Origin of the sequence: Paenibacillus sp. JMULE4 (genome assembly GCF_013337105.1) — a bacterium.
GTDB classification, from domain to species: Bacteria; Bacillota; Bacilli; order Paenibacillales; family NBRC-103111; genus Paenibacillus_G; species Paenibacillus_G naphthalenovorans.
Genome location: NZ_SGWF01000014.1, coordinates 212711 through 238280, shown reverse-complemented (window position 1 = coordinate 238280; position 25570 = coordinate 212711). Strand labels below are relative to the sequence as shown.

The following is a 25570-nucleotide window of genomic DNA, read 5'->3' as shown; positions in this document are numbered from 1 at the left end:
TATGCGCCGGTTCTACTATTTGACGATCGGTACAACCCGATAGACCGTTTTCCCTTTTTCTTTTTTGCGTTGGACCACCGTGGGCAAACGATCGACTCTGGAGAGATCCGTTACTCCTCTGTTATTTTTCGTTAAAGTCATGGTCAGGATCACTCCCCGGGTTGTATTCGCATTGTTTTTCAATCGGGTTGAGATGAAATTGCCTAATGACGATGCGGCGACCCGCTTTCTGACACGACCGTCGATATCTTTTACTTTGTAAATCACTATAGGATGCTGCACATGGGGATGCGCCCCTAAAACCGCATTCGCACCTTGTTTAAATAAGGCATGCATCAATTGTTTTTGATTTTTATTGGGGGAAGGCCGGTACTCCTGCCCGAAATGAAGGTATACAATAAGAAAGTCGGTTTTATTTTTCAATTTGCGGATATCCGTAATGATCTTCTTTAAGGCGATTCGGTTGAAAGCCACGGTTTCGGTACGGTGATGGAGTTTGTCCCTTTGGCATAGTTCAAAATTCCAATTTTTACGCCCTTCACCCGTAAAATCAGATGCCGTCTGGATTCTGCGGGGGAACGGAAAGTTCCGGTATGCTTTAAACCATGTTTGTCGAGGACGTTTAATGTTCTTTTTAAACCAGCTGTTCCCCCGTCCATACAATGATTGTTTGCGGTGGTCAACACTTGAAAGCCGATGTTTTTAAGGGTCGATGCCAGTTCGTCAGGACAGTTGAATAGGGGAAAGCCCGTTCTCGGATTCCTTCGCTCTTGTGGGGCACGGCCCTTCGGCTGTTTTCCGCCAGCTCCCGGGCGCCTATTCCCTGAAAACGTCGTTTCCAGATTCCCAATCGTAATGTCGGGCTTTGTTAAATAAGGTTTAACGTGTTTAAAGATAGGATCGAACGCATAGCCGCCAGCTTGTTTGGCCGAGGCAATGATTCTGCTTTTCATTAACAGATCTCCTACTGCGGCAATGGTGATTTGAATCAACGCACTCACTCCTTCATGAGTACACTTTATTCAAGAGAACGGGTTAGTGCTTGCAAAATGGGCGAGGTCCCAAAACAGAAAAAGGAGTGCATCTCTTAATGAGTGCCTCCATTTTCCGGAACATTATGATTTTCCCGGCCTGTTCAGATCAATGATCATCACAATGAGCAAGAGCAATTGGATAAGCTCTGAAAGACTCATACCAATCTCCTCCATCTTTAAATAGATGGCTCTTCCGTCCGGGTACTCCTCTCCCAAGGAGAATCATTACGCTCTATACAACGTATGCCATGGGAGATCATATAATGACAAAGCATGAGGGCAGGGATGCATAAACACCCCTGCTTTTTTTATTGATTCGCATCGTGTGTCCGTATGGGTCAGGCGTTTTTCTTGGCTGTGCCGAACCGCTGCGTGCGAAGCATGAACGCAAGCGGCAGCCCAATAAACGAAAATGCGGCCGCGAACAAAAATGCATCATCAATGCTCATCGTATAGGCGGTCAGATGTATCCATCTGCTGCTTTCGTCGGCAGCCGTATGCTGCAAAACATGCGTATGGGTATTCATCCGGGCATAGAAGATGGAGGTGAACAGTCCCAGCGCCAACGCCCCGAAAATTTGTCTTAACCAATTGATCAATGCCGAAGCATGGCCGTACAGCTCCGGCGGCACGGCTTGCATTCCGGCGTTCATCGCAGGGGTCAGCGAAAGGCCGATGCCTATGTAACGGACGGCCATCCAAACCGCAACGTACGTGTAGCTGGTATCGAGCTGCAGAAAACTAAACATCCACGAGGCGAACACCACCAGGAAACCGCCTGCGAGCACCAGTCGAAGCGGTCCGACCCGATCATACCAGCGTCCGGCCGCAATGGTTGCGACACCGAGAGTCAGCGCCGGCAGCAGAAGCAGCAGACCCACATGGGAAGGACTCATCTGATGAATTTCCTGAAGATATAACGGAATAAAATAAATTCCCGAGTACAAGCCCACGATGAGCACGGCGGAAACGGTGATGCTTGCCGTGAAGATCCGGTTGCGGAACAGCCGCAGCTGCAGCAGAGGCTCCTTCGTTCTCAGTTCAAGAATAACAAACAAAAGTATCGCCGATAAGCCAATACTCAGAAACAATACGGAAGCTCCGGAGGTGAAGCCCCAGTTGTACACATTCGTGAAGAATGTCAGCAGCGCAAGACTCCCTGCCACAGCATAAGCCAACCCCCATCGGCTGCGGACCGCGTCGGTATCGTGGTCCGTGATTCCGGGGGCAGCATCGGAGCCCCAGCAAGCTGAGGCGAAAGGAATTTCCGTTGTGCAGTATAAGGCGGAGAGCACAGCAGCGATCTCTCATTTTATGCTAACTAAGGCGATTGATTATTTTGTGAAAAATACCGTTATGGGGCCGATTGGGTGACCTTGTTTGTCTCTATTCCGAGCGCGGGGAAAGAGGGAGGGCGCATTTCGCTTGTGCCGGATTCCTGTTCGTTGTAGGCCTGCTCTCCGTGGAAGCTCAGATCGAGCCCCAAGCTTTCTTCCTCGAAGCTAACCCGAAGCGGTGTGAAAAGAGCAATGATCTTCAGGACGACGAAGGTGCCGGCCGCGGCCCAGCCTACGGCGATGGCGACCTCCAATACCTGTGCAAGCAATTGATTGGGATTGCCGTGCAGCAATCCGTTGTTTCCGGCAGGGTTGATACGGATGTCTGCGAAAATACCGGCGAGCAAAGCTCCCCAGATTCCCCCGATCCCATGCAGGCCGAACACATCGAGGGTATCGTCATATTTGAATTTCGTTTTTAGGATGTTGACTCCCCAATAACAGACGAAGCTGGCGCTTCCTCCAATAAGAATTGAAGACAGGACGGATACGTAGCCTGCGGCTGGTGTAATGGCGATCAGTCCGGCTATGATGCCTGTAACGGTTCCGACCAGGGTCGGTTTTTTGTGAATGAGCCATTCTATGGCAGCCCAAGCGATCGCTCCCGAGCAGGCGGCTGCGTGGGTTGTGGCAAATACCAAGCCTGTCAGCCCCCCGGCTGCCAATACGCTTCCTCCGTTGAAGCCCATCCACCCGAACCAGAGGGACATGGCTCCAATAAAAAAGAAGACAAGATTATGCGGGGGAGGGTTCGCCCTGGAAATCCTTTTCTCGGACCGAGGACGATGACGGCCGTGAGGGCTCCGACGCCGGCGAGGATGTGAACTACGGTGCCTCCCGCAAAATCGAGGCCGCCCAATTTGGACAGCCAGCCTCCACCCCAAACCCAGTGGGCCATAGGCGCGTACACGAAGGTTGCCCAGGCGGCGGAAAACAAGATCCAGACGGAGAAACGGATTCTTTCGGCGACAGCGCCCGCAATCAGAGCAACAGTAATGGCTGCAAACAAGGCCTGGAAAACAGCGAAAAGTACATGGGGAATCGTGAGTGTTCCGAGCGGCTCCTGGCCTATGCCGGCAAAGCCCAAGTAATCCATACCGCCAATGATCCCAAAAAGATCCGTTCCGAAGGTAAGGGTGTGACCCCAAAGGACCCAAACGATGCTGACCACGACCAGGCTGCTCATATTAAGCATAAGGATGGAAAGAATGTTCTTCCGGCTGACCATTCCTCCATAGAACAAGGCGAGACCGGGGACGAACATAAACAAAACGATAGCCGTCGAGACCAAAAGCCAGGCGGTGTCGCCGGTGTCAATTTGTGGCGCAGCGGTGTCTGCGGCGAAGGCGCCGAGAGGGAATACGAGACACAGCATGGACACCAGGCTGAAACAGAACAAAACGAATCGCGATTTCAATAGCATGGACGAGCCTCCTAATGTTAAATAATTTAACGCTATATTCACATAAGATGAAGAGGAGTTCATAGACAATTATCCCGCATGGTGATAAAACGAAAAAAAATAAATGCCGCAAGGAAGAGAAGAAGCGGGAATATATAACGAATGACAGCGATTCAAGCGACACTTCAAGCTTTTTAACCTCTTTCCCGAATGGTGGGAAACTGTATTTCAAAGCTGTAGTTTATATGGTATGATCACGTCATATAATATAACAAATGTTCGACTTGGAGGTGCAATCGATGTCTGGAGTTATTTCAAAGGCTATTCTTCACTCCTTATCCGAACACGGATTTGTATCGCAAGATAAAAAGTCGAAAAAGTACAAACTGGGATTATCGGTCATGAAATATGGCTTTCTGATGTGGGACAGTCTTATGTTGAGATCCTTGGCTCGTCCGATCATGGCGGAGCTTTCGCAAAAAACGAAGGAAACCGTTTATCTGGCAACCAGGGAAAACCGGGAAGGGGTTTATATTGATGCCATAGACTCCCCGCAGATTCTCAAAATTTCCGAACCGATCGGATTAAGACTTCCGCTTTATATAGGGGCTTCCAATCGTGCCATACTTGCCTATCTGCCGCAAAAAGTGCAGGAGGCCATCCTGACAAACGTAAATTGGGATTCCATTCCGTCCTTAATTCCACTCACAAAGGAATACATACAAAAAGATATTGAAATCATTCGCTCCAGAGGATATGCGGTGACGTCAGGGGAGGCGACAGATGGCACTACCGGCATCGGTGCCCCTATTTTTTCGTTTGACAACACTGTTATCGGCTCCCTTAACGTCGCCGGCCCCTCTATTCGTTTTACCCCCGAAAAAATAGAAATCTTCAGCCAGCAAGCCAAGAAGTATACAAATATGATCTCGAAGGAGTTGGGATACAGAAACCGAATGAAACGGAGTCAATAATACGGAATGCAGATACTGGACACCTTTTCACCCATTCGGGCGATTGTCAATTATAAACAGATTATCCGGCAAAATTGTTAATATAAATTCATATTACAAGGATGGTGGGATTCATGTCTGTGATATCCAAAGCGATCAGTATCTTAAACATTCTTGTGCCGCAGGGAAATGAAAAGGAGGTAAGTGTGACCGAAATCAGCAGAGAACTGGAAATGCCGGTTCAAAGCGTTCATCGGATTTTAGGCTGTTTGTCGCAGCACGGCTTTGTCTCGCAGAACAGCAAGACGAGAAAATATAAATTGGGCTTTACCATCATGAAGTACAGCTTTCTGATGTGGGATAGTTTAATGCTCCGGTCAGTCGCCAGATCCTATATGGAGGAGCTTTCAAGGCAAACGAAAGAAACGGTATATCTGACCATGAGAGAAAATATGGAAGGTGTTTACATCGATAGGATTGATTCTTCACAGATCCTCAACATTTCCGAACCGATCGGATTAAGGCTGCCCCTATATATCGGTGCCTCAAACCGCGCCATGCTCGCTTACCTATCGCAAAAAACAAGGGATAACATGTTGAAAAATGTGGACTGGTCTTCCGTTCCGTCTTTGAGACGGTTGACTCAAGAATCCGTAGAATACGAACTTGAGAAGATTCGTGAAAAAGGCTTTGCGGTGTCAGTTGGAGAAGTTACGGACGGAACAACAGGCATTGGAGCTCCGATTTTCTCCCGTGAGAATACGGTGATCGGCTCGCTGAATTGCGCCGGACCGTCAACCCGCTTTACACCTCAACATATCGAGAAGTACAGTTCTTATACCAAAAAATATGCTTATTACATCTCCAGGGAGCTCGGTTTCCGTAATCTTTATCGATTTAAATAAAGGTTTGTTTCCCAAAAGAACCAAAAGTTCTTTCTTAGCATCTCATTATTCGGTAATCATCGCTTTAAGAAAATAAAATTGCGTCATATGATTGTGATATAACGTAACACGGTTTGGTGAATACAAAACCAACCGGCAAAGATGCAGTACAATAACCTTACAGAGAGGAAGATCGGAATGGCCGAAAATACCGTACAAGTTGAGAATCATCCGTTGGAGCCGTTGAGCAAGGAGGAGATCGGGATCGCCGTCACCATCCTGAAAGGACAAAAAGGACTTGGAGCATACCACCGATTCGTGTCGGTTCAATTGAAGGAACCGAAAAAAGAACTGGTGCAGGCTTATGACGGAAGCAATCCGATAGAGAGGGAAGCATTGATCATTATTCTTAACAATTTGGACAATGCCTGCTACGAGGCGGTAGTATCCTTGACGAAGCAGCAAGTAACCTCCTGGAAACTTATCCCGGGCGTACATCCGATGATCATGCTGGATGAACACCTGGAGTGCGAGAAGGTGGTGCAAAGAAGCCCGTTATTCCAAGAGGCGCTGAAGCGTCTTGGGATTGATGACCCGAGTCTGGTTATGGTGGATTTGTGGTCGGCGGGACATTTCGGGGCGGAGGAGGATTCCTTGGTACGCCTGGCGCGTCCGCTCTGCTTCCTGCGCAGTGATGAGAAGGATAACGGATATGCCCGGCCGCTTCCTTTGATTCCGATCGTAGATCTCAATAAGATGGAAATTCTCCGGGTAGAAGAATACGAATATACGAAGATCCCGGCTCAAGAAGCGAATTACACGCCTGATCGGGTGGGGCCGCTTCGTACAGGGATCAAGCCGATAGAGATTATCCAGCCTGAAGGACCGAGTTTTACAGTAAATGGCCATGAAGTCGAATGGCAAAATTGGAATTTCCGCATCGGCTTTAACCCGCGAGAAGGGCTGACGCTTCACACAGTGACATACGAGGATGGGGGGCGTAAGCGTCCGATCCTGTACCGTGCCGCATTGTCGGAGATGGTGGTTCCATATGGCGATCCGGGAGCGATTCAGAATCGCAAGAACGCGTTCGACAGCGGGGAATACGGAATCGGGCAGTTGGCGAATTCTCTGGAGCTTGGCTGCGACTGCGTGGGCTATATCAAGTACTTTGATGCTCCGATGACGAACAGCAAGGGCGAATTGGTCGTTATTAAGAATGCGATTTGTATGCATGAGGAAGACTACGGCATTCTTTGGAAGCATACGGATTGGCGGACCAATGACGTGGAAGTAAGACGCTCCCGCCGACTTGTGATATCCTCGATATCAACGGTTGCCAACTATGAGTATGGTTTCTTCTGGTACTTCTATCAGGATGGCAACATTCAGTTCGAAGTGAAACTGACCGGCATTCTATCTACAGCCGGCCTGCATCCGGGCGATACGCCGAAATACGGTACGATGATAGGCCCTGATTTGTATGCTCCGAACCATCAGCACTTCTTCAACGTAAGGATGGATATGCAGATTGACGGAAATGAGAACTCCGTATATGAAGTCAATGTGGTGGCCGAGGAACCGGGAGAGCATAACCCGAGAGAGAACGCCTTCTATGCGAAGTCTACGCTGCTTGCGACGGAACTTGAGGCCAGAAGAAATATTTGCCTGGAGACGGCGAGATACTGGAAAATCGTGAACGACAATGTGAAAAACGAGTACGGGCAGTCCGTAGGCTATAAGATGGTAACTGGAGAAAACTGCTTCCCGTTCGCCTCGGAAAACTCCAGCCTGATGAAGCGCGCAGGTTTCATCAAACAGCACTTGTGGGTGACGCCTTATCATGAGGATGAAATCTATGCGTCCGGAAATTATCCGAACCAGCACGCCGGCGGAGACGGCCTTGAATTTTGGACGAGTCAGAACCGGGAGATCAGCAATAAAGATATCGTCGTATGGTACACGATGGGGCATACGCATGTGCCCCGGCCCGAGGATTGGCCGGTTATGCCGGCAGCCTATATCGGCTTCTCATTAAAGCCGGTCAGCTTTTTCAACCAGAGCCCGGCGATCAATCTCCCGCCGTCTCCAAAGAAAAATTACTGCAGCAGCGCGGTTACAGCGAACGGCTGCCAGAGTTAAGGGGTGAACGCAATTGATGCAGAAACGAAGACAAATGGGTGTGGAGATGAAATATACCACGGTGTCCGGTCTTTCGGTACTCCTGGTCCTGCTTCTGCATCTGATTCATTGGTTCTCCGCACCGCTGCTCATGGGTGCGATGGAGATGCATGGGCGGCACCATCACGGGATGATGCATGACGCTTCCGCATCGATGGAACTGTTAACCTGGGTACTTCTCATCATCAACGGAACGGGCATGTACTTTGCCGTCAGGCAGCTTGCCATGGCATGGAAAAAGCGAAAGGGCGGCCTGCATACTTACCTGTGCTGTACTGTTTCTGTGGCTATGCTTGGGATTGGAATCTACAGCTTTATGTCCATATAAGCCCCAAAGGATAAATGAAATGAGGTGAAAAAAAGACCGGTCTGTGGTATAGTTATACTTTACATTCAAGCATTACGATCACAGACGAATCGAAGGGAGATTGAATATATGAAACGATATCATTTTGAATATGAGATTCCCTCAGCCCAAAAAACAGGCACATTCAGTTGGGTAGCTAACTCGGAGGATGAGGCAAGGAAAGGCGTTCAAGCTAAAATAGCCGATTTCGAGTTTATTGCAGCGGAAGATGTTGTAGTAGGCAAACTGATTGAAATAAAGGAAACGACCGGAAACCAGTATTATGAATGTGAAGGCTGCAGCGCGTGAGATGGACTTGGACCGACGTGGAAGACGAAAAGAGGGCTGTGGATGCGAATTAAAGTCCAATTGTCTTTGGGTGGCCAAGCGGTAAAGGAAGACGAGCTCGTGATCGAGGAAAGCAAGCTCGGGGAACTTACAGATGAAGAGATCGAACAAGCGATCGAAATCAATATCCGCAGCTGGGCAGACAAGATGATCAGCATACATTGGGAAATAGTGGAAGAAGACCGAGCGCAGTAACTTGATACTGACCCCCCGGGACACCGTTCTCGGGGGGTTTGCATTGCCAAGCATGATATCAGATATGTTTCAACAGTAGATGCGAAGAGGCGTCCTGAACTCATCGGCAGAGTCCGCCGCCGCATGCCGGTCGACCGGACCGGCGCCGTCGTCCAAGCTTATATCTGCGATTTTCAGGATCACAGGGCAATGATCGCTGCCTGTAACATGGGCATCGATCTGTGCGTCCAACAAAAAGGGAGCAAGTCTTGACGAGGCAAGAAAATAATCGATTCGCCATCCGATGTTCCGCTCTCTCACCTTGGGCATAAGGGACCACCAGGTATAGGCATCAGTCCGGTCGGGGTAGAAATGTCTGAAGGTGTCGATAAAACCGGCTTCTAATAATTGGGTCATTTGGTATCGTTCTTCCGGGGTGAATCCGGAGTTGTTACGGTTGGATTTCGCATTTTTGAGGTCGATCTCTTGGTGCGCCACATTGAGATCGCCGCAAACAATAACGGGTTTATGGGCGTCCAGCCGCTGAAGAAAGCTTCGGAACCGATCTTCCCATGCCAGTCTAAATTCCAGCCTTGACAGATCACGCCGCGCATTCGGGGTGTATACATTAACAAGATAGAAGGCGTCGAACTCCAGAGTGATGATCCGTCCCTCTGGCTCCTGCTCCTCCTCCATGCCGTATCGTACGGAAACCGGTTCGATCCTTGTAAATACTGCGGTTCCCGAGTACCCTTTCTTCTCTGCATAATTCCAATATTGAACATATTCCGCATCCAATTCAAGACGAATCTGTCCTTCCTGCAGCTTTGTTTCTTGAATGCAGAAAATGTCTGCGTCCGCTGTTTTAAAGTAATCGTAAAATCCTTTATTCACACATGACCTTAAGCCGTTAACATTCCACGATACCAGCTTCATTGAAAACCATCTCCTTGCAGTGCTCGTAAGGTTCTTTCCAGTAGTATATCATATTTATACATGCCTCCTTTTCAGTGCAGGTTCCCCGTCATGGAAAAAATTCATTTATTCTATCATTTTCCAAGCGTTTTCTGTTAAGATAAACAAAAGCGGCTTATAGATTTGGAGTGATTGAGGAAATGAGATATCATTTCTGTCCTAAGTGTGGAGGAAGGCTAAGTTTAAATGAAAAAAAGGAAATCTCCAGACCCTACTGTATTTCATGCGGCTTTGTCTTCTATCAAAATCCGGTGGTAGGTGTAGCGGCGATCATCATCAGGGATAAAAAGGTATTGCTGGGCAAAAGAAAGGGAAGCTATGAGGGACAATGGTGTATTCCGTGTGGTTACGTCGAGTGGGATGAGGATGTGTATGAGGCGGCCCGACGGGAATTTATTGAAGAAACGGGTTTAAAGATAGAGATTACAGCGGTATATACCGTTCTTTCAAACTTCCACAATCCTGAACAACAAACCGTTGGCATCTGGTTTTTGGCCAATGAGATAGAGGGCGAGCTTGCCGCGGGCGATGATCTAGAGGAAGTGGGATTCTTCTCTTATGAGGAACTGCCGGTTTTGGCGTTCCCAACAGACCGCGTGGTATTGAAAAAATTAAAGGACGAACAGCTTCTTTCGTAACCGGGAAGCTATGGTCGATTGGAAAGAAGTAAGTAACGCAAGCCTTTCAGGGCTGCTTTCTGTACAGCCTTCTGCCATCATCTCCAAAGTACAAAGCTTTGAAAGCCGAAGCAAACGAAATCATGTGAGCAAAGATTAGCCGTCCTTTCACTAGAGAGAGGACGGTTTTTGTTTTGTGAAAAAGAGCATAAATAGCAAAGTTTTATGGATCATGACAAAATCCGTCCAAGATTTCATCTTCGATTTGTTCTACAATGCAATGGAAATGAAAAAAGACTGACGGGGGATGAGCCAGGTGAAAAAGTATGTCATTTGTGGAGTAAGCGGCAGAGCGATGAATATGTTTATCGGTCCTATGCTTCAAACATTCTCAACGCATGCGGAAATTGCGGGACTGCTTGATGTGGATCCAAGGCGGTTTGAAGTATGCTTTGAGAAATATCCCCAGCTCAAAGGCGTTCCCGTGTACAGCCCGGAACAATTCGAAGACATGGTTCGCGGGACCGGGCCGGATGCGGTCATCGTTGCCGGAGCGGACCATACGCATGAAACTTACATTGTCAAAGCGCTCGAGCATGATCTGGATGTGATTACGGAAAAGCCTATGGCTGTGACCGGCGAAGAATGCAGGAAAATTCTGGAGGCTGAAGCAAAGTCCAAAGGCAGGGTGAGCGTAACGTTCAATTACCGGTATATGCCGATTCATGCCAGGATCAAAGAGCTTATTCTGGAAGGGAAAATCGGGCGTGTGACTTCCGTTGATTTGAACTGGTACATCGACACCTACCATGGTGCCAGCTATTTCAAACGCTGGAACCGGAAAAGAAGCAACTCGGGAGGCTTGTCCATTCACAAAAGCACGCATCACTTCGATTTGGTGAGCTGGTGGATCGATCAGACTCCTGTAGAAGCCTTTGCTTACGGGGCATTGAATTATTACGGTCCTGAAGGAGAGCTGAATCCGAGGAAGGAGGATAGGAGATATTGCGGGACCTGTAATGTGAAACAGGATTGCGCTTATTACATGAGATGGTTCGGCAGAAGCAGGGAGGCGGTTCCGAAAGACGACCATATCGGCGAGGCTGCGTTCGGCAAGGGTCCGGGCAGCTACACGAATTACCGTCCGGACGCCTGTATTTTCGATTCGGAGATCGATATCGAGGATACCTATACGGCAGCCGTCAAATTTGACAAAGGTGCGCTGCTCAGCTACTCGGTCAATTTCTCCGTACCTTATGAAGGCTATCGGTTGGCCATTAACGGGACAAGGGGCCGTTTGGAGACTCAGGAATTCCATGCGCCCGGCCGCATTCCTTTTCCCGTACCTGTACAGACGATCGATTATTTCCCTTTATTCGGCTCGAAGGAAACCATTCATGTTGTGTTTACCGAGGGAGGACACGGGGGAGGAGACCCGCTCATTCTGGAGGACTTGTTTCTTGGCCCCGATCCCCGCAGACCGTACGAAATCTTAACGGGAGCCCGAGCGGGAGCGAATTCCGTATTGGCCGGCGAGGCCATTTGGAAATCGGTTAAATCCGGTGCGCCGGTGCGTATTCAAGAGTTGTTATACCAGGAATCGGCAAGCCGATAAAAGGTTCGTAAAGGGAGTGAATCCGATGGATGGATTACAATGGGCAGTCCAAACGGCGGAAACGTTCATGTCCGCCTCCGATTTGCAAGGCTATCATCCGGAGTTGGCCAAGCGATGGGCTTATGTGCCGGGGATGATGCTTTTGTCGATCGGAAGGGTGTGGGAACAAACCGGCGAGGCAAAATATTTTGACTACATGAAGAAACATATGGATTTGTTCGTAGAGCCTGGCGGAGCCATCAGAACGTATGTGCTGGAAGAGTATAATCTCGATCAAATTAATCAAGGCAAGGTGCTTTTCCCGCTGCTTCGTCAAACCGGGGAGACGCGGTATGAGAAGGCGGCGCATTTGCTTGCGGCCCAGCTGAGGGGACACCCGAGAACAAGCGAGGGCGGATTTTGGCACAAAAAGATTTATCCGTTCCAAATGTGGCTCGATGGACTGTATATGTCTTCCCCCTTTCTTGCGCAGTATGCCCAAACGTTCGGACAGCCGGAATGGTTTGACGAAGTTTCCCGGCAGCTCCTGCTGGTGGAGAAACAAACGCGAGATCCCGTAACCGGGCTGCTGGTTCATGCCTGGGATGAAAGCAGGGAACAGCGCTGGTGTAATCCCGACACGGGAAAGTCCTTGCATTTTTGGAGCCGGGCTATGGGCTGGTATACGATGGCGATCGTGGATGCGCTGGAGCATTTTCCGGCGGATCATCCCAAGAGAGGCACGATTGTCGGCATTTTTGAACGGATGGCCGGTGCCTTGGTGCGGGTGCAGGAAGCGGAGAGCGGTTTATGGTATCAAGTACTGGATATGGGGCAAAAGGAAGGAAATTACCTGGAGGCCTCCGGTACAGGGATGTTCACCTATGCGATCGCCAAAGGGGTGCGTTTAGGATATTTGTCGCCTAAATTCAAGCCCGCCGCTGTCAAAAGCTATAAGGGAATGCTTGAACGGCTCGTAGAGACGGATGAAACCGGCGTTCACTTGAATCAGATCTGCCATGGCGCGGGGTTGGGCGGAACTCCTTATCGTGACGGAAGCTATTCATACTATATCGGTGAAAAGGTTGTCCGGGATGCGATGATGGGGCTTGCCCCGTTCATATTGGCCGGTGTGGAGATTCATAGGCTGCGGGAGACGGAGTCCCGGACGCAGCTGCAGCATCGGTCGTAAATATACCCGAGGATTTAATCATTTTTTTGTACTCCATCGGCGACATCATGGCGATTTGTTTAAATTTGCGATTGAAGTGGGCGATATTGACGTATCCAACCTGCCCGGCGATTTCAATCACTTTATGCGGTGTTTCCCGGAGCAGCTTCTGGGCCTCGCGGATGCGCAGCGTATGAATGTATTGCGTAAAATTAAAGCCGGTATACCGCTTGAATAAACGGCTGAAATGAAACGGACTGATAAAAAAGCGGGCGGCTACCCCTTCCATCGTAAGCGATTTCACAAAATTGGCGTTGCAGTATTCAATGACCTCCGAAATTTTAGGATGCATTGGAATATGGGCCGCCTCCGCGGTTTCTTTCATTTTGCGGGAAGCGAACAACAGCAATTGAACGAGCAGCGTTTCGCAGTATAAGGAGCGTCCTTGACGGCCGCGATCGGAGTATTCGTTATTCATTTGGAAGATCAGATTTTCGATATAGTTTTGCTCGAGGTTGTTTAGTTCAACGATTCTGTTGGCGCTCATGAAAGAGGACAGCAGCATATCCATATGCTGCCCGTGATACTGGTCGACAAAGCGGTCGGTAAAATAAACGACCGCCCTCTCATGCAGCTTGCCGCCCGCTATGGTCTTATGGATTTCATTCTTCTTAATGAAAATCATCGAGCCCTTTTGTACATAGTAAGTCCGGTTCTCAATGTAATAATAACGTTCTCCCGCGAACAAGTAGTAAATTTCATAATGATCATGATAGTGAAATTTTCGCATAGCGAAATTTTCGCCTTTTGCAAAATGAATTTGAAAATCTTCATCCATCGCAGTCCCACTCCCTATCCCAAGAATAGCAAATCACTGTAAACGTATGCAACCAAAAGCTGAAAGGGGATTCATGTCCATACGAAACCGATTCAACGATTCGTTGTAGAACGTTAATTTGCGATTTGTAACACAGAACAAATCTATTGCCATGAATACGGTTGCATGGTAGAATGAGGAAGTCTAATATTTGTCCAAATTGTTAACATGTTAACGAAATAATTAACGAGAATATTAACGAGAATATTAACGAAATGGTAATCGGAATTTATTCCGGAAGCGCTTGATTCGTGAGCAGCGATCCTGTTCCACGTTAAGCTGTTCCCGGAAACATACGAAATAATCACAATATGCTGGTTTGACGTAGCGCTCCTGCGGGTATACTAGCGTCACAAATCCTGTCCACTGCTCTCATGCGATCCAAGGACAGGCGTTTGTGATGCTTTTTATTTCTCTGCATAAGAGAATTTTGAAGAAGAAGGTGTAATGTATGGAGAAAATTAAAAACCGTTGGTTGATTGCCGCATCAGCAGTAGGGATCCATATTTCTATCGGATCTGTTTATGCATGGAGCAATTTTACCAACCCGCTGATCCAACAGTTCGGCTGGACAGCAAGTCAAGTTCAGTTTACGTTTAGTTTGGCCATTCTGTTTCTAGGGTTGTCAGCGGCTTTCATGGGTCATTTTGTGGAAAAACACGGTCCCCGCAAGTCCGGTTTGGTTGCCGCTGTCTTTTTCGGTATAGGGACATTCGGCTCCGGTTTTGCGGTGAACCTGGAATCGCTCAATCTGCTTTACCTGTGTTATGGAGTGCTTGGCGGAATTGGCCTGGGTGTCGGTTATATTGCGCCCGTGTCCACATTGGTCAAGTGGTTCCCGGATCGCCGCGGGTTGGCTACGGGTCTTGCGATTATGGGCTTTGGATTTGCCGCCGCGATCAGCAGTCCGATTATGAATTCCTTAATCCAGTCGGTGGGAACAGCCAAGACGTTTTATATTCTGGGCGCGGCTTACTTTCTATTGATGCTGGTGTCGTCCTTGTACCTTGAGAAGCCGCCTGCCGGTTGGATGCCTGCTGGATTTCAGGAGAAAGTCAAGGCTTCCAAATCGCGGTATACCGATCTCTCTCAGCTTACGGCCAATGAAGCGATCAAGACATCCCGCTTTTATTACCTTTGGATTATGCTGTTCATTAATATCACTTGCGGGATTGCCATCCTGTCGGCGGCAAAGCCGCTTGCTCAGGAGAGCATCGGGCTGTCTGTGACGGAAGCCGCCGCCCTGGTTGGCGTACTGGGGCTGTTCAACGGTCTCGGACGTATCGGTTGGGCATCCGTCTCGGATTACATTGGCCGTCCCAACACTTACACGACGTTCTTTGTGCTTCAGATCATCCTGTTTGCACTTCTGCCCTATACAACAACGGTTATATTATTCCAAATTATGCTTGCTGTGATATACACTTGTTATGGAGGAGGCTTTGCGGCCATCCCCGCGTATATCGGCGACCTATTCGGAACCAAGCAGCTTGGTGCGATTCATGGGTATATTTTAACCGCCTGGGCGGCCGCCGGCTTGGCCGGTCCAATGTTTGCCGCATGGATCAAAGATACAACAGGAAGCTATGCGAACAGCTTGAGCTTCTTTGCCGGCCTGTTCGTTATCGCACTTATTGTTTCCCTGTTGATTCGCAGAGACATCCGCAAGCTGAAGGAGCAAGCCGTTTTTAATCAAGAGAAACATGCTTATTAAAAGAACAAACAAAGGGGGTGTCCCACTTATGGGACGGCCCCTTTTTTGTGTACGCCCGACATGATCCAAGACGGGGAAATATTTTGTTATATAAAAAATCATCATTTTTTTATCTGTTGCATATAATTAATTTATGTTATATAATAAATTAAAATTATAGATGCTGTAGTATTATAATATTACATTCGAAGGGAGCGGTAATGATGAATAGCACGGCATTGTCGGCTGAATGTAATACTGGCAGGATTGGGAAAATACATGTGCTGGAAGCGAGCAAGGAAGAAACAAGAGCGGTGGCGCGCACGGAACATGATGAACTGGGAGAAACGGTTTTTTATGATTTATCTCCTGTTCATATGTCCTTGTATTATGCAGCATTTGATCCTGATATGGATATTTCATAAAGAACGAATACACGGCTCTGCAGTCCGCCAAACCAATGGCGGACTTTTTAATGGTCTAAATATTATATAACAAATAAAAAATTTAAAAAACAGTATTGAACAATTTTATTTTATATGTTATAAAATAAATATAAATATAAACTGTATTATAACAAATGAAAAGGAGCTGGTTGTGATGGACTGTCCCAAGTGTTATGGAACAGGGGAATGGGAAGGGATAAACTACAGCGATGAGGAACAGCATTCGAAAGAAGATCAGCAAGCTGGAACTAATCGGGATAGAATGTCCTTGCCGTACACTTGCCCGATTTGCGGAGGCAGCGGGTATTTGGAAGAATCGATTTAATTTCCATTCGCAAGGCTAGCAACCGTGTATTTTATTTTAAAATAGGGAGAGTTGATACAAATGAGTAACCGCCGGCTTCAAGAGGAGCAATTGCAATCCAGTTGGAATTCGAAGAGATTTGAGGGAGTTAAGCGGCCGTATACCGCAGAGGACGTTATTCGCCTTCGCGGTTCCGTGCAAATTGAACATACGCTGGCAGCCCGGGGAGCAAAGAAGCTGTGGGAACTGGTCAATTCGGAAGATTTCGTCCCGGCACTCGGAGCGCTTACCGGAAATCAGGCTGTCCAACAAGCCAAAGCAGGACTTAAAGCCATTTATTTAAGCGGTTGGCAGGTGGCCGCCGATGCGAACTTATCAGGTCATATGTATCCCGATCAAAGCTTATATCCGGCCAACAGCGTTCCCCACGTGGTAAAACGGATTAATCAGGCGCTTCAGCGGGCGGATCAGATCCAGTACTCGGAGGGCAAAGAAGACATTGATTTCTTTTTGCCTATCGTGGCCGATGCGGAAGCCGGCTTTGGCGGACCTTTGAACGTATTCGAATTAATGAAGGCTATGATCGAAGCAGGAGCTGCGGCTGTCCACTTTGAAGATCAGCTCTCCTCGGAGAAGAAATGCGGCCATTTGGGCGGGAAGGTGCTGCTTCCTACACAGCAAGCGGTCAAAAACTTAATCGCTGCCAGACTTGCTGCCGATGTCCTGGGTGTGGAGACGGTCCTGATCGCAAGAACAGATGCGAATGCCGCCCGTTTGATCACGAGCGACATCGATGAGTACGACCGTCCCTTCTTTACAGGGGAACGTTCACCGGAGGGCTTCTACTACGTCAAGGAAGGGCTGGATCAAGCGATTGCCCGTGGTCTTGCATATGCTCCATACGCCGATATGATCTGGTGCGAGACATCCGAGCCGAACCTCGATGAGGCCCGGCGGTTCGCGGAAGCTATCCATGCGAAATTTCCGGGGAAATTACTTGCCTATAACTGCTCCCCGTCCTTTAACTGGAAAAAGAAATTGGATGACAAAACAACAGCCGAATTCCAGAGAGAGCTTGGAAAATTAGGATATAAATTCCAGTTTGTCACTTTAGCCGGGTTCCATGCGCTCAATCACAGCATGTTTGAACTGGCTTACGACTACAAAGACCGTGGCATGGCCGCTTATTCCGAATTCCAGCAGCGTGAATTTGCCAGCGAGTCCAAGGGCTATGAGGCGACTCGCCATCAGCGCGAGGTTGGTACGGGATACTTCGATGAAGTATCACAGGTCATTTCGGGCGGGACCTCTTCCACTACGGCACTGACGGGCTCGACCGAGGAAGAGCAGTTCGCTCATTAAATAAAAAGCGGACAGCACCTTCATTGAACTGCACCCCAATGGTTAGACATAACTAGCCATTGGAGGTGCTGTTCAAATCGGGTGCTGTTTTTTTTTGCTGAGCTATTATATAATTGTCTAAATATTATAGAACAGTTCAGCGAGGTGCGGAAGATGAGCTCGGACAATTCGGAACTCAATACAAAGCATGAACAAATAACCAAATACATTGAGTCATTAAGCGTAGGGACGAAGCTGTCCGTTCGGAAAATCGCTCAAGAGCTGGACGTTAGTGAAGGCACCGCGTACCGTGCTATTAAGGAAGCTGAAAATAGCGGACTGGTCAGCACCAAAAGACGAATCGGCACCATCCGGGTGGAGAAGAAAGAGGAGCACCAGATTGATAAGCTTACCTTTGCGGAAATCGTCAAAGTGGTGGAAGGGGTTGTGCTTGGCGGATCCGCGGGAATCCATAAAACGTTGAACAAATTTGTTATCGGCGCGATGCAGCTTGAAGCGATGCTGAAGTATATTGAGCCGGGAAATCTCCTTATTGTCGGAAATCGTGTACAAGCCCATATGTGTGCGCTCAGCCAAGGCTCGGGCGTATTGATTACGGGAGGTTTTGACACAACCCCCGAGGTCAAGAAGCTTGCTGACGATCTGGAGCTGCCGATTATCGGAAGCAGCTATGATACGTTTACCGTTGCCGCCATGATTAACCGGGCCATTGAGGATCGATTAATCAAGAAGCAGATCCTGATCGTGGAAGATATCATTCGCAAAGACACGCCGGTTTATTCCTTACTGCCGACAAATACGGTGAAAGAAATGGAAAAACTGGTGGAGCAAACGTCACATACCCGTTATCCTGTGGTGGATGAAGACCAAAAGCCGATCGGCATTATTACGACCAAAGACATCATCGGCGCCAAACCTGACCAGCCGATCGGAGAATTGATGACGTTGAATCCGCTCGTGATCAGCAGCAAAGCGTCTGTAGCTTCCGCAGGCCATACGATGGTTTGGGAAGGCATCGAGCTGCTTCCGGTCATTGACCAGGATCGGAAAATGGTTGGAGTCATTAGCCGTAAAGACGTCATGAAAGCGATGCAATACATGCAAAAACAGCCTCAAAATGCGGAAACCTTTGAAGTTCAAATCAGCGCGGGATTTGAAGAGCTGCGGAACTCGGAAGGGAAGCTGTATTTCAGAGGCTCGGTGACACCCCAAATGACCAATTATGAAGGCATGGTGTCGGAGGGAGTCTTATCGACCCTGATGATTCGAGCCGCGTACCGTACGGTACAGGAGCATAAAAAAGGCGATTTGATCATAGACAGCTGCTCCAGTTATTTTCTCGTGGCGCTGCAAATCGACGATGTGATCGAAATCGTGCCCACGATTATTGAATTAAGCCGAAGATTTTGCAAGATCGATTTGGAAATGATGTGCAATGGCGTTCGTGTGGCGAGATCCATGGTAACGGCGCGAATACTGCAATAACGATGATTCGTCGTTGATCTTGCTCCCGGTTAAAACATTGGCTCTGCGCCGCGGCGTACCTCAGCCAATGTTTTTTAGATGGGCCGGGTGACCGTGTGAAGTGTGTGGCCTATGTTGGACTACAGGATGAAGATGTTCGAAGGTGCGTGAACCGATGCTGCAGTTGTCTGTCGACATGCTGGAAAGAGTTGGATTTTTGATCGCATTGGCTTTTGTTTTCTCACGCAGCCGTTGGATGAGAAGCTATATGAATTATCAGGGGGACAAGTCGTATCAGTGGCGGTTCCTTGTCTTTTTTAGCGCCTATGCGATGCTAGGCACGTATTCCGGTGTAAGCGTTTCAAATTACACCTACCAGCCGGCCCCGTGGATCGGTGAGGTAACCCCGACGGCAGCCATAGCGAATTCCAGAACCGTTGGCGTTGTTATTGCCGGTTTGCTTGGCGGAGTGAAAAGCGGACTGGTGGTCGGAACGGTGGCCGGTTTGCACAGATACAGCTTGGGCGGCTTTGTAGCGGTGGCTTGTATGGTTGCCCCTATCCTTCAAGGCATCTTGGCCGGACTTTGCAGAAATGCGTTGAAAAGGCGTTTCCGTAAATTTTCATCGATGCAGCTTGCGTTTGTCGTCGGTTTTTTTGCCGAGCTACTGCAAATGGCGCTCATTCTGATGCTGGCCAAGCCATGGGATGAAGCAGTAGAGTTAGTATCGCTCATCGGCTTTCCTCAGGTATTCGCTAACAGCGTTGGCGTCGCTCTTTATTTTGTCTTGTATAACTCCATGGTACGCGAGGAAGAACGAATCGGTATGGAGCATGCCCATAAAGCTTTGCAAATCGCCGACATGACGATGCCGCTGTGGCGGCTGGAATTCGATCAGGCGGTTCGTGAAATCGCCAAGGTGCTTAACGAGGAGACGAAGGCTGTAGGTGTGTTTTTCAGCAAAAACGGTTCGGAATGGATTGCGGAGGGAAGAAAAACCGGCTTTTGGATAGATATGAATATTGAAATCCAGAATAAGAAACCGATAGGACAATTTCGTTTGTTTTTCGAACGTTTGGACCAGGATGATCATCCTTCCCGGAGGAGAATGCTGGCCTCTCTGGCGGGGCTGCTTTCCCAGCAGTATGCCTTTGTGGAAACCCAGAGGCAGGCACAGCTTCTTGCAGACGCCGAAATCCGTTCTCTGCAGGCGCAGATGAATCCGCATTTTTTGTTTAACGTACTCAATACGGTCAAATCGTTTATTCGAACGAAGCCGGAAGAAGCTCGCCAGATGGTCATGCATTTGTCCCGATTTTTGCGCAAAAATATGAGCAACGGCAATCAAAGGCTGGTTCCGATCCGTGATGAAATCGAGCTGGTGATGTCCTACCTGAACTTAATCAAAGCGCGGCTGGGAGATCAACTGGATTTTTTTATCGATATCGATGAACATGTTTTAGATCGTCAGATTCCTCCTTTTACGATTCAGCCTCTCGTAGAAAACGCCATCGTTCACGGGATTGCCAACGCAGGCAGACCGGGAGTGATTCAAGTTCGGGTCAAGGAAGAGCAGAACGGCGAGGAGCTGCAGACGAGAATTTCCGTTGAAGATGACGGGGTAGGTCTGAAAGCCGGCGGATTAAAACGTCAGGAGGAACACGCGGGTATGGCGCTGCGCAATATTGAGCAGCGTCTAAGCTACCATTACGGAAATGAACGTCCTCTTGAAATTGACAGCAAACCGGGAGAAGGCACAAAAATCAGCTTTTGGGTGAGGTGAAGGCAGATGGGTTGGAATATCGTGATTGCGGACGATGAGGCTCCGGCAAGGGAAGAGCTTGTCTATTTATTGGAGCAGATCGATGATGTGGAAAGTGTGATACAGGCCAACTGCGGTATGGATGCCATCAAAAAGGTAAAAGAACATGCCCCGGATGTGCTGTTTCTGGATATGAACATGCCCGATTTGAACGGGCTTCAAGTGGCCGAAATCGTCGGCGGGATGAATCCGCAGATGAAGATCGTCTTTTCTACCGCTTATGATCAATATGCGGTCGATGCATTCAAGCTGAGGGCTTTCCATTATATGCTCAAGCCCTATGACGAAGAAGATGTGAACATGGTTTTCCGGGAGCTGCGCAAAAAACGCACGGAGATCGGATCGCCAAGCCTGGCCGCCCCTGCCCCCGTTAAGCTGGCGCTTGAAGTGGATGAAGGCATCAAGTATGTATTTCCCAAAGATATTGTGTTTATCAGCAAAGAGGGGAAATATGTACAGGTTCACACGCATGACAAGGCTTACGGGGGGGGCCTATACCTTGTCGGAGCTGGAACAAAAGCTGGAGCCGTTCGGCTTCTTTCGCTGCCACAAAAGCTTTCTCGTGAACCTGGCTTCGATTGTCGAAATGAAAACGTGGGTTAACGGCGCCTACGATCTGCTGATGGACGACGCGGCGGAAAGCCGTATACCGGTCAGCCGGAATTATGTGAAGGGCTTACGTTTGAAGCTTGAAATTTAACATCATGCTTCGGTAATCATGCATGTTGCGTTCCAGGCGTTTCGCGCAAATTCCAAACGGTTTATACTGATTGCGAGCGTTGCCAATCTTAAGCCGTTTGGGGGGTATCACATGGGTACGATAAGCTGAGAGATGATGGCTTCCGCATCGCATATGATGGTTTGCGCATAATAAGAAAACGCTTACAATGGAGTGATGACATGATGAAAAACAAATTCGTTTCGTATGTTGTATGGGCAGCTATTGCGGTGTTAGGTGCGGCGGGCTTTGCCATGATCGCGCTGGCGAGCGGCGAGAGCATTTCGGCGGCGTGGTTGATCATAGCGGCGATTTGTACCTATGCGTTCGGTTATCGCTTTTACAGCCGTTTTATCGCCAAGAAGATTTATGAATTAAACGACGATCGGGCAACGCCCGCTCAAGTTCATAACGATGGTAAAGACTTTGTCCCGACGAATAAATATGTACTCTTCGGCCACCATTTTGCGGCCATTGCAGGCGCGGGACCGTTAGTCGGTCCGATTCTGGCCGCACAAATGGGTTATCTGCCCAGTATTTTGTGGATTATCATCGGGGCCGTTCTTGCGGGATGCGTACAAGACTTTGTGACGCTTGTCGGCTCCATGCGCAGAGACGGGAAGTCGCTCGGTCAAATGGCCAAAGACGAAGTGGGGCGATTCGCCGGAACCCTGGCCTCCATCGCCACCCTCGCGATCCTGATCATTATTGTCGCCGTGCTCGGACTTGTCGTCGTCAAAGCATTGGCGGAGTCTCCGTGGGGAATGTTTACGATTGCCATGACGATGCCGATCGCCATTTTTATGGGCTTCTATATGCGCTTTATTCGGCCGGGAAAAGTGATCGAAGGGTCGATTATCGGGTTTGTTTTATTAATGTTCGCTTTATGGGCAGGACAGTATGTAGCGCAAAGCGAGACGCTGTCCCAAATGTTTACCTTCACCGCTCCGCAAATCGCCATCATGATGGTGGTGTACGGATTGATTGCCTCGGTTCTGCCGGTGTGGGTGCTTCTTGCGCCGCGGGATTACTTAAGCTCTTTCTTGAAAATCGGCGTGATCATTCTGCTGGCCGGCGGGATCCTGGTCACCCTGCCGGAACTGCAAATGCCGGCGGTAACCCAATTTATCGACGGTACCGGACCCGTATTCTCCGGCAATTTATTCCCGTTCTTATTCATCACCATTGCTTGCGGTGCCGTATCCGGATTCCACTCCCTGATATCGTCCGGTACGACCCCGAAGCTGATCGAAAGAGAAAGCCATGCGCCTTTTATCGGATATGCAGGGATGGCTGCAGAGTCCTTCGTTGCCGTTATGGCATTGATTGCGGCATGCGCCCTGGAGCCGGGCATTTATTTCGCAATGAACTCCTCCCCGGCCGTAATCGGCACGGACGCGGCGGCAGCGGCGGCCAAAATTTCGTCATGGGGCTTCACGGTAACACCGGAGCAAATTACGAGTACCGCGAAGGAAATCGGGGAGAACACCATTCTTTCCAGAACGGGCGGAGCGCCGACGCTCGCCGTCGGGATGGCCGAAATCTTCTCCACGTTCCTGGCCGGAGCCAAAGCGTTCTGGTATCATTTTGCGATTTTGTTTGAAGCCGTATTTATTTTGACGGCGGTTGACGCGGGTACCCGGGTGGGCCGGTTTATGCTGCAGGATTTGGTCGGCAACTTCTATAAGCCGTTCGCTCAAACCCAGGTGTTTAAATACAATGTTCTCGCCTCTTTTGTGGTTTGCGTCGCCTGGGGATATTTCTTGTATCAGGGAGCCGTCGATCCGTTTGGAGGCATCAACTCCTTGTGGGCTCTATTCGGAATCGCGAATCAAATGCTGGCGGCCATCGCTTTGGCTTTAGCGGCAACGATTATGATTAAAATGGGCAAGGCCCGTTACGCCTGGGTAGGCATCGTTCCGTTTGTTTTTCTGTCGGTGACGACATTGACTGCCGGATTCCAAAAAGTGTTCTCCGAACAGGCGAGCATCGGATTTTTGGCGGCGGCGAAAAAATATCAAGAGGGGATCAACAGCGGGCAAGTGATCGCTCCGGCCAAAAATATGGAAGTCATGCAGCAAATTGTGACCAATAACTATGTCGATGCGATTCTTACTCTCTTTTTCGGTATCGTGGTCATTCTGATGATTATCGAATCTTTGCGGGTATGGTACAAAATTCTGGTTCAAAAACAAGAGCTGAAGCTGCAGGAAGCACCGTATGTCAAATCTACATTTGGAGCGTGATGCCGATGGTAAACCTAACGGGATTTGCGAACAAAGCCAAGGCGACGATCAAGGTTATTTTCAACATTCCGGATTATGAGAAATATATAAAGCATCAACAGGACCACCACCCGGATCAAACGCCCTTGACGGAAAAAGAGTTCTATATGCTGTCCCTGAAGGAGCGATACGAAAGCGGGAAAGTCAATCGCTGTTGTTAAAAAACACAAAATCGGAGCAGTGCGGAGTATCATGCCGTGCTGCTCTTTTTTCGTGCTTATGATTGTTTGCGGTTTCATTCAAAAAATGAACGGAAACATTCAGATCATGTAATTTTATCCCCAGTTCCCTTCCTTCACCCTATTATTGACATGAAATGGATTTGACGAGTAATATTAGTAAAACGTATTAGGTTCATCGGCAATAACCGCTAATATACAGGTAACGGGGTGTTAACCGAATGGCCAGCATAAGAGAAATCGCCCGGTTGGCTAACGTATCGCAGAGCACGGCTTCCATGGTGCTCAACGGCAAGGGAGAGCAGTATCGGATTTCTGCAGTAACGCAGCAAAGAATTTGGGAAGCGGCCAGACAATTGAATTACCAGCCGAATATTTCCGCAAGACGTCTGCGCAGCGGAGGCGAAACTGTACTGCCGATCATTGCCTTGTTTTGGGCGCTGGATACCCGGACGGTGCTGATCAGCCGCTTTTTGAAGGGGTTTCAGCAAAAGCTTTTGGATATTGAAGGTGAATACGAAATGCTGATTCAGCCTTATGTGGGAACAAAGCTGCACGAAGTGCAAAGCCTGGCCACAGGCACACGGTTCAACGGCGCGATCATCGCAAACCCGACGGAGCAAGACGAGGCATTTCTGGAGCAGACACAGTTCAACGTCCCGATTGTCTTATACCAAAGAAGCTCCACCCGGTATTCTTCGGTTTATGTCGACAGCTATAAATCCGGAGAGGAAGTCGCCCGCCTGTTTGCCGGCCGGGGACACCGGACCGTCGGGGCTATTGTGCCCGATGTCTCTTCCAAAGCCATCCGGCTACGCAAGGAAGGTTTTTTGGCGAAGGCTTCCGAATTAGGTTTGGAGGCAGCGCCGGAGCATATCGTATTCTCGGAATTTTCCGAGCATGGAGGATACGAGGCGGTCCGGCGGCTTCTGTCCTCAGGTAAAGAGCCGCCAACGGCCTTGTTTGTGATTAGCGACCAGATGGCCGTCGGCACGTTATCGGCATTGAACGAATTCGGCAGGAGAGTACCGGAAGAGATCGAAATTGTCGGTTATGACAATGATGAGGTGACGCAATATACGATCCCGGCGTTATCCACGGTCCATTTGCCGGTTGAAGAGATGGCGGGCGAGTGTGTGAGCATGCTGACGGATTTGATGCACCACAAAGCGGTAGGGCCGTTAACGAAAATTTTTGAAACGCACATGGTTATCCGCAGCTCCTGCGGCGGGTTTAAATAAAGAAGCGGGGAAAGGGCTTTCGCTCAAGTCGTTAAGACATGAGGGAAAGCTTTTTTAACGGTACTAAGTTCACTAAAACGTTAAAGGGAACTGAGAAATTCTCCGATCGGAGTTTTTTTTATTTTAGGGACTTGCCAATCGAAAAAGTCGTTGACATGAAAAC

Annotated in this window: 21 protein-coding genes and 3 pseudogenes; 19 read left to right on the top strand and 5 right to left on the bottom strand. The window is 48.9% G+C overall.

Annotated features, from left to right (window positions below; genetic code table 11):
• Window positions 1-15 precede the first annotated feature (15 nt).
• The 3 genes and pseudogenes from EXW96_RS13980 to EXW96_RS13970 form a co-directional block, all read right to left on the bottom strand.
• Window positions 16-953: pseudogene (locus EXW96_RS13980) on the bottom strand (CapA family protein).
• A gap of 419 nt (window positions 954-1372) precedes the next feature.
• Window positions 1373-2329: an MFS transporter gene (locus tag EXW96_RS13975; RefSeq protein WP_174350782.1), complete on the bottom strand. Its 957-nt coding sequence runs from the start codon at window positions 2327-2329 to the stop codon at window positions 1373-1375.
• Between the two features lie 59 nt (window positions 2330-2388).
• A pseudogene (locus EXW96_RS13970) lies at window positions 2389-3689 on the bottom strand (ammonium transporter).
• Between the two features lie 383 nt (window positions 3690-4072).
• Here EXW96_RS13970 and EXW96_RS13965 point away from each other — a divergent pair.
• The 6 genes from EXW96_RS13965 to EXW96_RS13940 all read left to right on the top strand — a co-directional run bounded on the left by EXW96_RS13965 (window position 4073) and on the right by EXW96_RS13940 (window position 8680).
• Window positions 4073-4747 carry an IclR family transcriptional regulator gene (locus EXW96_RS13965; RefSeq protein ID WP_254611383.1) on the top strand — a complete coding sequence of 225 codons (675 nt, stop codon included), beginning with the start codon at window positions 4073-4075 and terminating at the stop codon, window positions 4745-4747.
• Window positions 4748-4860: 113 nt separating this feature from the next.
• Window positions 4861-5631, top strand: a complete 771-nt coding sequence (locus tag EXW96_RS13960) for an IclR family transcriptional regulator (RefSeq protein ID WP_054818757.1) — start codon at window positions 4861-4863, stop codon at window positions 5629-5631.
• A 177-nt stretch (window positions 5632-5808) separates the two neighbouring features.
• A complete protein-coding gene (locus EXW96_RS13955; protein ID WP_174350780.1) occupies window positions 5809-7752 on the top strand; it encodes a primary-amine oxidase in 1944 nt (647 codons plus the stop codon).
• 16 nt (window positions 7753-7768) lie between these two features.
• A complete protein-coding gene (locus tag EXW96_RS13950; protein WP_174350779.1) occupies window positions 7769-8119 on the top strand; it encodes a hypothetical protein in 351 nt (116 codons plus the stop codon).
• A 108-nt stretch (window positions 8120-8227) separates the two neighbouring features.
• On the top strand, window positions 8228-8446 hold the full coding sequence (locus EXW96_RS13945; protein WP_054818760.1) for a hypothetical protein: 219 nt from the start codon (window positions 8228-8230) through the stop codon (window positions 8444-8446).
• A 42-nt stretch (window positions 8447-8488) separates the two neighbouring features.
• Window positions 8489-8680, top strand: coding sequence for a hypothetical protein (locus EXW96_RS13940; RefSeq protein WP_174350778.1), 192 nt, complete (start codon window positions 8489-8491; stop codon window positions 8678-8680).
• A gap of 69 nt (window positions 8681-8749) precedes the next feature.
• Here EXW96_RS13940 and EXW96_RS13935 read toward each other — a convergent pair whose 3' ends face one another.
• Window positions 8750-9595, bottom strand: a complete 846-nt coding sequence (locus tag EXW96_RS13935) for an exodeoxyribonuclease III (RefSeq protein WP_174350777.1) — start codon at window positions 9593-9595, stop codon at window positions 8750-8752.
• Window positions 9596-9762: 167 nt separating this feature from the next.
• Between EXW96_RS13935 and EXW96_RS13930 the strand changes: the two genes are divergently transcribed.
• The 3 genes from EXW96_RS13930 to EXW96_RS13920 all read left to right on the top strand — a co-directional run bounded on the left by EXW96_RS13930 (window position 9763) and on the right by EXW96_RS13920 (window position 13037).
• Window positions 9763-10272, top strand: a complete 510-nt coding sequence (locus tag EXW96_RS13930) for a nucleotide triphosphate diphosphatase NUDT15 (protein ID WP_217437364.1) — start codon at window positions 9763-9765, stop codon at window positions 10270-10272.
• Between the two features lie 286 nt (window positions 10273-10558).
• A complete protein-coding gene (locus tag EXW96_RS13925; RefSeq protein ID WP_137670463.1) occupies window positions 10559-11866 on the top strand; it encodes a Gfo/Idh/MocA family protein in 1308 nt (435 codons plus the stop codon).
• Between the two features lie 25 nt (window positions 11867-11891).
• Complete coding sequence (locus EXW96_RS13920; protein WP_174350776.1) at window positions 11892-13037, top strand: glycoside hydrolase family 88/105 protein; 1146 nt, start codon at window positions 11892-11894, stop codon at window positions 13035-13037.
• On the opposite strand, the gene EXW96_RS13915 is transcribed toward EXW96_RS13920, so the two are convergent.
• The gene (locus EXW96_RS13915) at window positions 12964-13854 is read right to left on the bottom strand and encodes an AraC family transcriptional regulator (protein ID WP_062407420.1); all 891 of its coding nucleotides are present in this window, start codon (window positions 13852-13854) and stop codon (window positions 12964-12966) included. The two genes, EXW96_RS13920 and EXW96_RS13915, sit on opposite strands and share 74 nt — an antisense overlap.
• 490 nt (window positions 13855-14344) lie before the next feature.
• Here EXW96_RS13915 and EXW96_RS13910 point away from each other — a divergent pair, with 490 nt between their 5' ends.
• The 10 genes and pseudogenes from EXW96_RS13910 to EXW96_RS13870 all read left to right on the top strand — a co-directional run bounded on the left by EXW96_RS13910 (window position 14345) and on the right by EXW96_RS13870 (window position 25407).
• A complete protein-coding gene (locus tag EXW96_RS13910; RefSeq protein ID WP_062407422.1) occupies window positions 14345-15607 on the top strand; it encodes an L-lactate MFS transporter in 1263 nt (420 codons plus the stop codon).
• 200 nt (window positions 15608-15807) lie between these two features.
• A complete protein-coding gene (locus EXW96_RS13905) occupies window positions 15808-16011 on the top strand; it encodes a hypothetical protein (RefSeq protein ID WP_137670466.1) in 204 nt (67 codons plus the stop codon).
• A 406-nt stretch (window positions 16012-16417) separates the two neighbouring features.
• Window positions 16418-17698, top strand: a complete 1281-nt coding sequence (gene aceA / locus EXW96_RS13900; protein WP_174350775.1) for an isocitrate lyase — start codon at window positions 16418-16420, stop codon at window positions 17696-17698.
• A gap of 153 nt (window positions 17699-17851) precedes the next feature.
• The gene (locus EXW96_RS13895; RefSeq protein ID WP_062410847.1) at window positions 17852-19183 is read left to right on the top strand and encodes a DRTGG domain-containing protein; all 1332 of its coding nucleotides are present in this window, start codon (window positions 17852-17854) and stop codon (window positions 19181-19183) included.
• Window positions 19184-19325: 142 nt separating this feature from the next.
• The gene (locus tag EXW96_RS13890) at window positions 19326-20945 is read left to right on the top strand and encodes a LytS/YhcK type 5TM receptor domain-containing protein (RefSeq protein ID WP_235594249.1); all 1620 of its coding nucleotides are present in this window, start codon (window positions 19326-19328) and stop codon (window positions 20943-20945) included.
• A gap of 6 nt (window positions 20946-20951) precedes the next feature.
• A pseudogene (locus EXW96_RS27520) lies at window positions 20952-21221 on the top strand (LytR/AlgR family response regulator transcription factor); the annotation flags it as partial.
• A gap of 154 nt (window positions 21222-21375) precedes the next feature.
• Entirely contained in the window at window positions 21376-21684 is a 309-nt protein-coding gene (locus EXW96_RS27515; protein WP_309225100.1) for a LytTR family DNA-binding domain-containing protein, read from the top strand.
• A gap of 203 nt (window positions 21685-21887) precedes the next feature.
• Window positions 21888-23948, top strand: coding sequence for a carbon starvation CstA family protein (locus tag EXW96_RS13880; RefSeq protein ID WP_062410848.1), 2061 nt, complete (start codon window positions 21888-21890; stop codon window positions 23946-23948).
• Between the two features lie 5 nt (window positions 23949-23953).
• Window positions 23954-24148: a YbdD/YjiX family protein gene (locus EXW96_RS13875; RefSeq protein ID WP_054818771.1), complete on the top strand. Its 195-nt coding sequence runs from the start codon at window positions 23954-23956 to the stop codon at window positions 24146-24148.
• Window positions 24149-24387: 239 nt separating this feature from the next.
• The gene (locus tag EXW96_RS13870; RefSeq protein ID WP_054818764.1) at window positions 24388-25407 is read left to right on the top strand and encodes a LacI family DNA-binding transcriptional regulator; all 1020 of its coding nucleotides are present in this window, start codon (window positions 24388-24390) and stop codon (window positions 25405-25407) included.
• The last annotated feature ends 163 nt before the right edge of the window (window positions 25408-25570 follow it).